At 44.7% G+C, this 13824-nt stretch carries 6 protein-coding genes; all 6 read right to left on the reverse strand.

Annotated elements, in window-relative coordinates:
- Nucleotides 1-142: 142 nt before the first annotated feature.
- The 6 genes from AC59GT_RS09485 to AC59GT_RS09510 all read right to left on the reverse strand — a co-directional run bounded on the left by AC59GT_RS09485 (nt 143) and on the right by AC59GT_RS09510 (nt 13803).
- Nucleotides 143-2509, reverse strand: a complete 2367-nt coding sequence (locus tag AC59GT_RS09485) for an ABC transporter permease (protein WP_497237416.1) — start codon at nt 2507-2509, stop codon at nt 143-145.
- Between the two features lie 52 nt (nt 2510-2561).
- A complete protein-coding gene (locus AC59GT_RS09490; RefSeq protein ID WP_497237417.1) occupies nt 2562-5030 on the reverse strand; it encodes an ABC transporter permease in 2469 nt (822 codons plus the stop codon).
- Nucleotides 5031-5104: 74 nt separating this feature from the next.
- Nucleotides 5105-7531, reverse strand: coding sequence for an ABC transporter permease (locus AC59GT_RS09495; protein ID WP_497237418.1), 2427 nt, complete (start codon nt 7529-7531; stop codon nt 5105-5107).
- Nucleotides 7532-7581: 50 nt separating this feature from the next.
- A complete protein-coding gene (locus AC59GT_RS09500; protein WP_497237419.1) occupies nt 7582-9990 on the reverse strand; it encodes an ABC transporter permease in 2409 nt (802 codons plus the stop codon).
- 270 nt (nt 9991-10260) lie between these two features.
- The gene (locus AC59GT_RS09505; RefSeq protein WP_497237420.1) at nt 10261-12630 is read right to left on the reverse strand and encodes an ABC transporter permease; all 2370 of its coding nucleotides are present in this window, start codon (nt 12628-12630) and stop codon (nt 10261-10263) included.
- A 147-nt stretch (nt 12631-12777) separates the two neighbouring features.
- Nucleotides 12778-13803 (reverse strand): DUF4097 family beta strand repeat-containing protein, encoded by a 1026-nt coding sequence (locus AC59GT_RS09510; RefSeq protein WP_497237421.1) that lies wholly within the window; start codon nt 13801-13803, stop codon nt 12778-12780.
- Nucleotides 13804-13824 lie beyond the last annotated feature (21 nt).

Here is a 13824-nt window from a genome sequence, read left to right on the forward strand (position 1 = left end):
TTTGTCGACATAATAATTGGGACACTTAATGCGGGACACTTTTAAATGCTATAGAGCAAGCAATCTTCTGCAGATATATTACCTACATAACAAGAAGAGGCACCTTAAAGCGCCTCTTTCTGATACATTGTTAAAGAGGTGGCTACTCGCTTCTCAGGCTCTTTACAGGATTGCTCAACGCCGCTTTTATAGCCTGCCAGCTAACGGTGGTGAGCGTAACCAATAAGCTGATAAGTATAGTTGCCGCAAACACCCAGGGGCTGATATCCGTATGGTAGGTGTACCGGCTAAGCCAATCACTCATGAAGTAATAGCTTACACCTGCCCCTATTACAAAAGCAATAAGTACCAGCACTACAAATTCTTTTGAAAGGCTATACCATAAATGCGCAGTTGTGGCGCCAAGCACTTTACGGATGCCTATCTCTTTACGACGCTGTTCTGCCGAGAATGATGCCAACCCGAACAAACCTAAACATGATATGACAATTGCCAGCACCGTAAACGAATTTGCAAGCGTTCCCAGCAATTGCTCGGTACGGAACTTCTCGCCGTACAGCTCATCTAAAAACTTGTATTCAAACGGGTACTCAGGGTTGTACTTTTTGTAAACAGCTTCCAGTTTGCTTAATGCTGATGACACAGAGATACGCGGATTAAGCCGCAGATTTGCTGTACCATTCCAGTCTTTCATAAAGCCCACTATTAAAGGATTTATTGGTTCGGATGGGCTGCCTTGTATAAAGTCCTTCATAATCCCTATAACTACCCTGTCCTGCCCCTGCCACTTTACTTTTGTACCTAAAGGATTCTTGAGGCGCATAAGCTTAACGGCGGCCTGGTTCATAAGAATAGCGAGGGTATCACTTGGCCTGCCTTCTTCAAAGTCGCGTCCTTCCGCCATTTTCACGCCAAAAGTATTGGTAAAATGGTAAGTGGTTACAATCTGGTCTATAGGTGTTTTATCTTCTCCCGGGAGCTGCCCTGGCCACGTAATGCCCCATGACGAGCTGTTGCGGGTGGAAATTGTGCCTGATGTTGCAGAGCCATCTACAATGGCACCGGCTTCAATAGCGTCGCGCCTGAACAGTTCAAACTTGTCGTATAACTTCCCTTCCTGTGAAACTTCTATAACGCCATTCCTGTCGTATCCTGCGGGCTTGTTTTTTATGTATTGTATTTGCTTGTAAATAAGAATGGTAGAAAGGATAAGGCAGGTGGCAAATACAAACTGCAGGGTAACCAGTACCTGCCTGGGCCGTAACGTTGCATTACCGGTTTTATTAAGCCCTTTAAGCACCTTAACCGGCTTAAATGATGAAAGGAACAAGGCTGGGTAACTGCCCGCTATAATGCCGGTTATCAGTATAATGCCTGTTGCTGCTATCCAAAATTGTGGCAGTTGGTAAGGTATTGCCAGGTTTTTGTGAATAATGCTGTTGAAGTAATCTAACAAAATGGTCACCAAAACAATTGCAAAAACAAAGGATACTGCCGACATAAGCAGCGACTCGCCCAAAAACTGTTTTACAATGGCGAATCGCCTGGCGCCAACTACTTTACGTACACCAACTTCGCGGGCCCGGTTTTCTGACCGGGCGGTGGACAGGTTCATAAAATTAATACAGGCAATAAGCAGGATGCCCAATGCCAGGAACATAAAAAGCCGTACATATTGTATTGCACCGCCAACGCTAACCCCATTCTTAAATTCGCTATACAGGTGTAAACGCTCAAAATGATATAAGAAAAGCTTATTCTCTTTGTCGGCACTGTTATACTTCTCTATGGTGCCGGCAAGTTTAGCATTTAAACGGGCTACATTAATACCTGGCTTTACAAGCGCATAGGTTTTAAAAGAAAAGTTTCCCCACGAGTAGTTTTTCACCCAGGGTTGGTTTGCTTCCAGCCCGGCCCATGATCCAAAAACCTTAAACTTAAATGAGCCGTTTTCTGGCAAATCTTTATACATGCCGGATACCATTACCGTACCTGTCGTGTTAAATTTGAGTGTTTTACCTATCGGATCTTCCGTGCCAAACAAAGCTTTAGCCGCCGACTCGGAAACAATTACCGACTGAACGTTGCTAAAAACATACTGTCGTTTGCCTTTTAGAAGTTTTATAGTAAAGATATCCAAAAAGTCAGGATCAGCAGAGATCATCTCCAGCTTCAACGATTTGTTCTTGTAGCCAAAAAGGTTGTCATAGGCCCAGTTTGTCCTTGCAACTTTTTCAAGCTCCGGAAAATCTTTGCGTATAGCTGCCGCAATTGGTACGGACATGCCGTTGGTGGTAATTAATTCGCCGTTTGCTGCCTGGTTGCGGAATAACTGATAGATGCGATCGCCTTTCTCGTGGTACTTGTTAAGAGTAAATTCGTTATACACATACAACAGCAGCATAAAACTTACCGCCATACCAATGCCCAGCCCGCCTATGTTTATAAAGCTATATAGTTTATGCCTGGTAATATTGCGCCAGGCTATTTTAAAGTAATTCGTCAGCATAAATTTTGCTAGTCCTTTTATTCTGCAATCTCAGGAGTTAGATTACCCCCTTTTATTCCGTTTTTAAACTTTTAACCGGGTTTGCTGCTGCAGCTTTTACCGTTTGAAAACTTGATGTAAACAACGCTGCTACAAGCATACCTGCGCCGCTAAGCACAAATACCCACCAACTGATTGGCGTACGGTCCACAAAGTTCTCAGTCCATTTCTGCATAGCGTAATAAGCAATTGGTGTAACCAGTACAAATGCAAGCACAATAAGCCAAATTAATTCTTTAGATAATAAAGCAACAATTTGCCCTACGGAAGCACCCAGCACCTTACGTACGCCTATTTCTTTAGTACGTTGGCCGGTAGTATACATAGCAAGGCCAAGCAGGCCAAGGCAGCTTATGAATACTGATAACCCGGTTGCCCATGTTAGCAGCCTGGTTGTATTTTGTTCCGCAGTATAAAATTTCGCTATCGCTTCATCATAAAACGTATACTCGAAATCATCTTCCGGGTATATGTTTTTCCATGTGGAGCCTATTTTATCCAGCGCAGTTGTCCATTCTGTTCCACCGGCAGTTTGCGGTTTTAAAGCAATATGCAGAGTACGATTATTCCATTTGTTACGGAAAGGTTGTAAAATGACCAGCGGGCGGATAGCCGAGTGAAGGGATTTCTGATAAAAGTCATTCGCCACACCTATTATTTCCATTTTTCTGTCGTTATAGTCTATTACCTTGCCTATCGCATCAGCCGGATTTCTGAAGCCGAGCGTCTTGGCGTAAGTATTATTAATTACGAATGCTCTGCCGGTATCTGCAGGCTGCAAGCTGCGACCGGCCAATAGTTTGATGTTATAAAGTTTGATATAGTTCTCGTCGCCAAACTTTTGTTCAACATCGGTTTTTACTTCTTTTTTGCCGTCGGTATACTTTGCCGTGGTAGAGTTTGTATTGGATGATGAAGGCGCCGCGCCGCCAACGCTTACCATTTGTACCTGGGGCATGTTGCGCACGGCATTTAAAAATACCTGCTGTTTATCTGTACCAAGGCTCTTAAACGGCGTGGAGATATTTACAATAGCATCTTTCTTAAAGCCCAGGTCCTTATTCAGCGCGTAATAAATCTGCTTACTTACCAGTACTGTAGCCATAATAAAGAACTGCGCAATAACAAACTGCGTAACCGTTAACGATTTCCGCAATACAGCGTTGCGGGTTTTGCCGGCCATGCTGTTTGCCTGGGTTTTTAGCACAGCCACAGGCTTATAGCCTGAAAGGACCATGGCAGGATAAAAGCCAGATAAAAGGCTTACTACTAGAGTTAGAACAAGTAGGAAAATGACAAGATCTGGCTGATGAATTAAGTTTGCACTGATACCCGGCGGAATGAAATCTGCAAAAAGTTTTAGAATTACCGGTGCTATGCCAACAGATATAATAACAGCGAGCAACGTTACCAGGAAAGTTTCACTTAAAAACTGCAGAATAAGCTGGCTGCGCGTACTACCCATTGTTTTGCGTATACCAATTTCCTTAGCTCTCTGTGATGCCTGCGCAGTAGTAAGGTTAATAAAGTTGATGCAACCAAGCACCAGAAGAAACGCACCAATAACAAGCAAGCCATACAAAGTAGTGAGGCTTACCGTGCTGCCGTTATCAAACGGAAAGTACTGCTGACTAAAGTGCAGATCGGCAAGTGGCTGCAAGCTGAACGACTGTGAATTGCCCTTATCTTCAGCCTTCGGCGGATTGTACTTTTTCAGCAGATCATTAACCTTGCGGGTAATAACCTGTGGCGACACTCTTGGGTTAAGTTTAACAAACAGCTGAGATGCAGATGTAGTACTCCCCCATTCGGTAAGCTGCATATTATCTTTCCAGGCAGGCACGGTAGTACCGGATGAATAAGATATGAAATCTGTGAAAGCAAAGTCGGTATTCGCCGGCAGGCTTTGTACAACGCCGCTCACTGTAGTTTTAATGGTATCCTCATAAATTACTTCCCTGCCAATTATACGGTCATAAGGCACATTGGGGAAATAAAGCTGCGCCCTTTGCGATGTGATTACTAGTTGGTTAGGCCTATTTAGCGCTGTTTTCGCCGAGCCTGCCAGCCAGTTGTAATGAAACAGGTTAAAGTACTGCCCGTCAGCAAGAACGATGTTCTTTTCTTTCTTTAGCGTTAGCTCTGCCCCATGCTCACCGGGTACGTTCACCTTAGTTTCCCATAAAGTGAAAAATGGTGCAGACTGATCTACACCCGGCACCTGGTTTTTTACAGCTACTGTTAAAGGACCGCATACACCACCGTTGTACCCCGGGTTACCCGCAAACGAATAGTTGGTAACAATGCGGTACACGTTACTGGTATCGTTGTCAAACCGGTTAAAGTTTAAATCAAAATGCACAATGAGGTAGATGACTACTGCAGCACTAATACCAATGGATAAGCCTACCACATTTATAAACGTGAATAGTTTGTGTTTGCGGAAGCTCCTGAGAGCTATTTTGAAGTAGTTCTTTATCATTACCGATGGATATATTTATGTTGTTACGAGATCCTGGCGCAATTCCCCCAGCTTCTTAAAAGCCGTGTCGTACTTTACTCTGTTTTTAAACTTTTTACCGGATTAGCGATGGCAGCTTTTACCGATTGGAAGCTGATGGTTACAAAAGCAATTAGTATTGCTCCGCCACCGGCTACGGCAAACACCCACCACTTTACATTATCATGGTAAGCAAAGCCCTGTAAAAACCATTGTTGCATAAATAACCAGGCAAGCGGTGATGCCACCAGTATAGAAATAATTACCAGTTTAATAAAATCGCGGGATAACATACCCACTATTATAGATGTGCTTGCACCCAGTACCTTGCGGATGCCTATCTCTTTAGTACGCTGCTCTGCGGCATAGGCTGCCAAACCGAATAACCCCAGGCAGGCGATAATGATAGCCATTGAAGTAAACGCGATGAATATGCCCCCCATGCGCTGCTCTGTACGGTAAGTACGGTCGAAGTCTTCATCCATAAACGAATAGCTAAACTCCTGGTTAGGCGATACCGATTGCCACTTAGATTTTATCTGCTTCATTACGCTGCCTACGTCAGCAGCACCAATACGCACAGCCAGGGCTCCGCGGTTTTCATTTAACTTGAACAATAATGGCGAAATGTTCTCGCGCAGCGAATTGAAATTAAAATCTTTAACCACACCCACAATAGTATAGCGCTTTAGTACTTTACCCATATTGTCCTGAACACCTACAATTTCTTTGTTGGATGCATCACGCCAGCCAAGTAATCTCGCCGCAGCTTCGTTAATGATCACTGCCGCAGTGTCGGTCTTCATCTCTTTAGAGAAATTACGGCCGTAAATTATTTTCATCCCCATGGTTGGTATGTAATCTTCGTCAATATCCCATACCTGTGAGGTAACTGCCTCCTTCATGTTTAAAGATGCATCCTTGAAAAACGTTGTACTGTTTCGCCAGCTGTTCGTCGGTATAAAGCCTGTCATGGTAGAACTTATTACACCGGGTAACGTCCTTACTTCCTGTTTAAAAACTTTACTGTTGTTGCCAAGAATATCCGTATCATGAACTACCAGTACCTGGTCGCGGTTAAAGCCGAGGTCTTTACTTTGGATATACTTTAGTTGATGATAAATTACCAGCGTACCGATAATGAGGAAAACGGAAATTGAAAACTGGAAAACCACCAGAAAGCTGCGCAGGAACCCACCTTTAAAACCTGATGACAATTTACCCTTAAGCACCTGCACAGGCTGAAAAGCGGAAAGGAAGAACGCCGGGTAAGAACCGGCCAAGCAGCCAATTACCAGCACCACAACCAGTAAGGATGGCAGCAGCCATATCACGGTATTTGTATCTATTAGCAGTTGTTTATCCGCCATTTGGTTGAACAGCGGCAGTAAAGCCCAAGCCCCCGCCAGTGCAATTAATGTCGCAAAAAATGTTACAATTACAGACTCCGACAAAAACTGCGATATCAATTGCTTGCGGGATGACCCCAGCACCTTGCGCACACCAACCTCACGCGCCCGGTTTGCCGAACGTGCTGTAGAAAGGTTCATGAAGTTTACACATGCGATAAGCAAGATGAATATTGCAACTGCAGAAAATATGTACACGTATTGTATGTTGCCATTTGCCGATAGTTCGGCAATGTCGCTGGAGTACAAGTGGATTTTTTTTAACGGCATCAGCTGGAGATGGAAGTAGTCGCCATTAGCCTCGAATTTATCATAATCCATGTGCACAGCCGCTTGTAGCTGCCCACCCACGTATTTACGTACCATGGACGGAAACTTGGCAGCCATGCGGTTTACATCGGTGCCTTGTTTTACCAGCACATAAGTGTTGAAGTTGTTGCTAAGCCATGCACCATTTTTACTCTCGTCCAGGCCGCTCATGGCCAAAAAGAAATCATAGTTAAAGTGCGATCGCCTGGGCACATCTTTAATCACAGCGCTTACTTTGTACAGCAGGGTATCATTAAGGGTAAGCGTTTTGCCTACAGCATTCGCGGTTGCAAAGTATTTAACCGCCATACTCTCAGTTATTACAGCGTTCTTAGGCTCAGCAAGCGCTTTTACGGGATTGCCGTATAATGCAGGTAGCGTAAATACATTAAAGATGGAAGGGTCCGCAAACACAAAATGCGCCTCCTGGATGTTGTGATCGCCTTTACGAACTTTATATCCACCGCGGTCCCTAAAGCGTGCAATGTCCTCAACCTCGGGAAGGTCATGCCTGAATGCCTCTGCCAGGGGCGCGGGAGATACGGCGTAGTTATTTACCGAACCGCCAAACTTTATATCATTGTTCACCCGGTAAATGCGATTTGCATTGGTGTTGTAGCTATCGTAACCGAGTTCATCTACCACGTAAAACACGATGAGCATACATACACAGAGGCCAAGCGCAAGGCCCAAAATGTTAATTGCGGTAAATCCTTTATTTTTTGTAAGGCTTCGTAAAGCACTTTTTAAATAGTTTTTAAACATTGCCTATAAAACTGAATTGTGATAAATATTTATGTTATTTAGGTTTGGCATTACTCGCTTCTTAAACTCTTTACCGGATTAGCCAACGCCGCCTTAACCGACTGGAAGCTTACCGTGATAAACGCAACCATAAGCGCTATTGCTCCTGCAAGCGCAAACACCCACCAGGAGATTTCCACCCTGTACGCAAACTCTTGCAGCCACTTGCTCATGGCATACCACGTTACCGGTACAGAGATTACAATGGCTATTGCAACCAGCTTTAAAAATTGCGCAGACAGCATTCCTGTTATAGAGCCTGATGACGCACCCAGCACCTTTCGAATACCTATTTCCTTCACCCGCTGGCGTATACTGAATGCAGACAGCCCGAATAAGCCAAGGCTCGCAATAATTACAGCCAACACTGCAAACGAGGTGAATATTTTACCTGTACGTTCTTCGGAACTGTAAAGTGAAGCGAACTGGTCATCAAGAAAGCTGTAGCTGAAGGGGCCGTCCGCATGGTAGCTGTCCCATTGTCCTTTTAGGTAGGCTATTAGGCCTTTCAGGTCGGCGGTTTTTACTTTAACCATAATGGTACCATTGCTATGGCCGTAAAGCATCATCAATGGCGCTATTTTCTCTTTGGCAGATGAGTAATGGAAATCTTTCATTACACCTATGATGTTAAACTCACGCTGACCAGAACGCACTATTGTACGCCCGATTGGGTCGGTGTTGGCCAGGCCAAGTTCTTTTATGGCAGCCTCGTTAACAATTACAGCTGATGAATCGGATTTTGACGCAGGCATAAAGTTGCGTCCTTTAGCCATCTTGATGCCCATAGTTGGCAGGTAATCTTCGTCGATATGATAAATATTGGCATGTACCTCCGAGTGTTCCTGCCCGGCTGTTGTAGGCTTTAAATAGATCTGAGTACCATCTGAAGTGCGGATAGGCACATCGCTGCTGATGGTAGCTTTTACCACCCGTTTGTCTCGCATTAACTGATCTTTAAACGGAACAAGATTGTTGCTCAGCGTATAGGTATCGTTAATTACCAGCACCTGTTCTTTGTCGTAGCCAAGCTTTTGGTTCTGCATAAAACTTAATTGCTGGTATACCACTATAGTTGCAATAATGAACGCCGTAGATATGAAGAACTGTACCACAATCAAACCGCTGCGGAGCATACTTTTGCTGCTTTTGATTGTAGCACCTTTGAGCACCGTCAGTACCTGGAAAGATGAAAGGAAAAAAGCCGGATAAATACCTGCAGCTACACCAACTATAAGTGCAATCACAAGTTCTACAGCTATGGCTTTGTAGTTGAGGTAAAACAACATGCCAATGTTTTTGCCGGATACCTCGTTAAAGTAGGGCAGCAACATATACACCAAGCCTAAGCCAATGGCCATTGCCAGTAAGGTGAGCAGTACACTTTCGGTAAGAAATTGAGAAATAAGGTTACCCTTTAACGACCCCAGCACTTTACGGATGCCGACCTCTTTACCCCGTCTTGAAGACGCCGCCGTAGACAGATTGGTAAAGTTTATGCCAGCCAGTACAAGTATAAACGCCGCCAACGCACCAAATATGTAAACGTATGCGATGTCGCCGTTGCCCTCACGTTCGAATTTGGTGTGCGAATGCAGGTGGATATCAGTAACCGGCTGCAGGCTGAACAGAAATGTATTCACCGCCTTCTGTGCTTCCGCAAGGCTTACGCCCATGTCATGCTGTGTTTCGGGTACTACGTATTTAGCTACCAGTTGTGGAAATTTTGCTTCCAGAGATTTAACGTTGGTGCCGGGGCGCAACAAAAGGTAGGTGTAATAACCAATATTGCTCCAGGTTTGCCGCCGCCCTGCGGTGTAGGTGATGCTACTAATAATTGCATCTGCGTGGAAGTGTGTATTATCCGGAACTTTGTTAATGATACCGGTTACCTTGGTTGGTTTTTTACTAACGAGCAGGGTTTTGCCTAATGCCGATTCATCACCAAAATACTTTTTAGCCATTTCCTTTGTCAGCACAATGCTGTTTGGCTCGGCAAGGGCGCGTTTGCTATCGCCCTCTATTAATGGCAGACCAAACAATTCGGTAAAGTTTGCATCGGCCATAATTAAACCGCCCTCTTTAAATTGCTTGTTGTTATATTCTACAAATATGGAAGGCAAGCCAGACATACGGGTAAAATCTTTAACGTCGCTAAAAGCATTTTTCATCCCCTCGCCTACAGCAATATCAACTAAGGGGTATTCGTCTGAACCGCCGTTAGACAGGGTTGTGAGGTTTACGCGGTAGAGCTGTTTGGAATTGGGCGAGTACGTATCGTAAGTAAGCTCTTGGTAAAGGTAACCGGCAATAAGCATGCAGCAGGCCAATCCTACCGCAAGGCCGAAAGTATTTATAAAAGAGAAAACCTTGTTTTTGGTCAGGCTTCTCCAGGCAATAACTATATAATTTTTTATCATGGTAGTATAGGGTCTCCCTTCAACATGTAAAAGCAATACCAAAATCACAATAGTCTGATTTATAATATATTATGATAAATAAATCACCTTGTAGTGTTCGCAAGTGTAACAGCCTATGTACGGTTATGATACAGTACGAAGGGGTTGTCGCATGCCCATGTTTGCGGGTTGAAACAGCTTTAGGTCCACGTACAAAAAAGTCCCGCACAAAACTGCACGGGACCCCTGTTGACATGAACTTGAAAACTTATTTTCCTTACGGAAGAAGAGCTACTCTGATCGTAAGCTCTTCACCGGGTTAGCAAGCGCGGCCTTCACCGCCTGGAAACTTACGGTACTTATAGCAATAAACACCGTGATAATGCCGGATAAAGCCACCATCCACCAGCTAAGGGTTATGCGGTATTCAAATTTTTGCAGCCAGCCGTGCATTGCCCATACCGATACAGGGCCCGCCAATACTATAGCTATCGCAACCAGTATCATGAAATCTTTAGACAGCAATGTTGTTAGATTGAATACCGACGCACCAAGAACTTTCCTCACTCCTATTTCTTTTACGCGCTGTTCTGCGGCGTAAGCAGCCAGGCCGAAAAGGCCAAGGCAGGAGATAACAATAGCCAAGCCGCCAAACAGATTGGCCAGCGTAGCCAACAAATTCTCATCTGCAAATTTCTTTTCAAAATCTGCATCAACAAAGCGGATATCAGCAGGATAATTAGGGTTCACGGCTTTAAGTCCTTTTGTAACCGCTTCTATATTAGCAGTAATGCTGCGGGTCGGGTTCAATCGCAGGTTTATAAAGTTGCCATTGTCTCCCGAGTACTGGGTGATCATCGGGCGGCGTTTGTCATAAGGCGAACCCCATACAAAGTCTTTATATACCCCAACTACCGTCATTGGGCTATCTCCCCATTTGATGATAGTCCCTACAGGATTTTTTATATTCATTACAGCAACGGCGCTTTCGTTAATAAGCACTGTTTTACGTGCAGTATCCAGCGGGTTTCCTTCAGAAAACTCCCTACCCTGCAGCAACTTTACCCCGGCTGTTTTTGTAAAATCGTTCCCGGCTGCAAACACATCAAACAAAATGGTTTGGTCGTCGCGTTTGCCCGGCCAGCTTATTCCCCAAGTATTATTTCCTGATTCGGTGATACCGGCTGAAAAAACTGTACCTGCCGTTATTGCTCCGGAATTTCTCAACTGTGTAATAAAAACCCCTGCATTCTTCTTCAGGTCGCCCTCGATAGGTATTTCTATCAGGTTGTTCTTATCAAAACCTGTGGGTTTGTTCTGCACATACTTTAATTGCGTATAAATAACTATGGTAGCTGTTATCAGGAACACGGCAAAGCCAAACTGTACCACCACTAAAACTTTACGCAATGGCAGTGCCGCACTGCCACCTTTAAACATGCCCTTTAATACTTTTATTGGCTCAAAAGAGGAAAGATAAAAGGCAGGGTAACTGCCGGCTAAAAGCCCTGTAATAAGCCCTATGCCTAACAGCACAACCCAGGCAAGCGGCTGCCCGTAAGGTAACTGAAGCTTTATCCCCAAAACATCGTTAAAGAACGGCAAACAAGCGAGCACGATAATAAGCGCCCCAACTGTTGATATAAATGATAGTATGACGGACTCGGTAATGAACTGGCTGATGAGTGAGCCCCTGCCTGAACCGATTGCCTTACGGATGCCTACTTCTTTAGCACGTTCTTCAGAACGCGCGGTAGACAAGTTCATGAAATTAACACAGGCAACCAGCAGTATGCAAATGGCCAGGGTAATAAACAGGTGGATGTTCTCTATCATGCCGCCAACTACCTTGCCATCTTCAAATTTTGAATACAAGTGCATTTTAGAGAACGGATACAGGAACAGCTGATTTTTATTGCCATTATTATGACGGCCCACCATGCCTGCCATTACGCGGTTAGCGCGATCAGGTGCAACACCATCTTTTAATTGCACAATGGTACGGGCAAAGTTGCTGCCCCAACCCGAGTTTTTTGCCCAGGCGTTCGCGTCTTCAAACATCGCCCATGGCAAAACAAACTCAAATTGAAAAGATGCGTTTGCGGGTACATCTTCTATAACGCCGGTAACTTTAAGCGGCAGTTGTCCGTTGCGTTTTACCACCTTGTTCATCGGGTCCTCGTTGCCAAACAGCGTTTTGGCCAACGATTGTGTAACTATTATAGAGTTGGGGAGCTTAAGCGCCTCACCTGCATTACCCTCAATAAAGTGGTAAGAAAATATGTTAAAGAAGCCGTTATCAGCAAACATGCCTTTCTTTTTAAAGCTGTTGTCTTTGTAAGTAAGCAATCCTTCGGCAGTGTAGGTTATTGTCCTTACAGAACGTACAGCATCGGGCACCTCAGACTTTATTGCAGCAGAAAGCTCACCTGGCGTTGAAGCAAAGGTGTATATTTTACCATCGCCCGGCTGGTTGTTCTCAACTATGTAAATGTTGTCCAGGTTGTCAAACTGCTTATCATAGTTAAGATGATAAGTTACATAAAGGGTGAGCAGCAAACAGCTGGCAATACCAAGCGCAAGCCCGCCCGCGTTTAACAGTGAAAAACCTTTGTGCTTAACAATGCTTCGCCACGAAATCTTGAGGTAATTTTTTAACATATTGATGAGGGTTGATGTTTATGCCAAAAACCGAACGGCGATAACCGTACGGTTGTAATATTCTCACGCGAAGCCGAATCGGGGCGCAAAATACCTGTCATAATGCTTTGCGCTTTAGCTTACTCCGCGTGAAAATATTTGAATGCTTTACTGCGATACGCTAACGCTGCCGTTACCGCGCACCTCTACAGGTGAGCCGCCACCGTTAACCTTACCTACTACGCGTTCTTTATCTTTTTCTCCCTGGAAACCGCTGCCATTGTAGCTTACACGGTCGCCGCGCACGTCAAGGTCAACACCTTGCGAAGATGGCAAACGCAGGTCTACATGGCCTGAACTGGCATCTATCTTCACGTATTTGCCCACTTTTACCATGGAAGCATGTATGCTGCCCGCGCTGGTAGAGGCATCTAAACTGCCGGACATGTTGTTGATGTTGACACTGCCACCGCTGGTGCCGGTAACCAGTTCGCCATCAATGTCGCTGGCGCTTATGCTGCCGCCGCTTGTGCTTGCGTTTATGGTACCTTTCAGGTCGTTTAGCTTCAACGAGCCACCGCTGGTTACCAGCCTTATCCTGCCATCGCAGTTACTCGCGCTGATGCTTCCGCCGCTGGTTACCAATTCAATATCTTGCTTAGAGTTGCTCACGTGAATACTGCCACCGCTGGTAGTACCTTTTATAGCACCAATCACATTATCTACATGCAGGCTGCCACCGCTGGTGGTAAAGTTTTGACTGCCGGTAAGGTTATCCAGGTGGATACTGCCGCCGCTGGTGGTCAAATTAGTTGCCGACTGTTTATTAACGTATATGCGAAAGCCAATGCTTAATGATTTACGCCAGTCTATATTGTTGCGCTTGTTTCTGGCGGTTGCATGCAATTCTCCGTCGTGCACATCAATATCTAATGTGTAGTTTTCCTCAAGGCGTTTTTGTATTTCGTCTTTACTCAGGTCGTTGTTGCCGTTGTTGCCATTAATATAAACTTCTATCCGGGGTTCTTGCCCTGTAGCACCGCTAACCGTGATGCTGCCGCCGCTTGTGCGTACAAATACATCCTTTACAGCTGAAGCTGATAGCGACTTGGTTAAAAATGGGGTTTTATTATCCTGTGCTGAGGCCAGGAAAGCAGGTGTTGCAAGTAACAACAGCAATAAGGTCTTTTTCATAATGTTTAAGTTTATATCTAT

This window comes from Mucilaginibacter sp. 320_HR, assembly GCF_059691875.1.

Excerpts from the sequence above, each read along its gene's own strand:
- AC59GT_RS09485 (WP_497237416.1), bottom strand. The coding sequence starts at position 2,509 with ATGCTGACGAATTACTTTAAAATAGCCTGGCGCAATATTACCAGGCAT.
- AC59GT_RS09490 (WP_497237417.1), bottom strand. The coding sequence starts at position 5,030 with ATGATAAAGAACTACTTCAAAATAGCTCTCAGGAGCTTCCGCAAACAC.
- AC59GT_RS09495 (WP_497237418.1), bottom strand. The coding sequence starts at position 7,531 with ATGTTTAAAAACTATTTAAAAAGTGCTTTACGAAGCCTTACAAAAAAT.
- AC59GT_RS09500 (WP_497237419.1), bottom strand. The coding sequence starts at position 9,990 with ATGATAAAAAATTATATAGTTATTGCCTGGAGAAGCCTGACCAAAAAC.
- AC59GT_RS09505 (WP_497237420.1), bottom strand. The coding sequence starts at position 12,630 with ATGTTAAAAAATTACCTCAAGATTTCGTGGCGAAGCATTGTTAAGCAC.
- AC59GT_RS09510 (WP_497237421.1), bottom strand. The coding sequence starts at position 13,803 with ATGAAAAAGACCTTATTGCTGTTGTTACTTGCAACACCTGCTTTCCTG.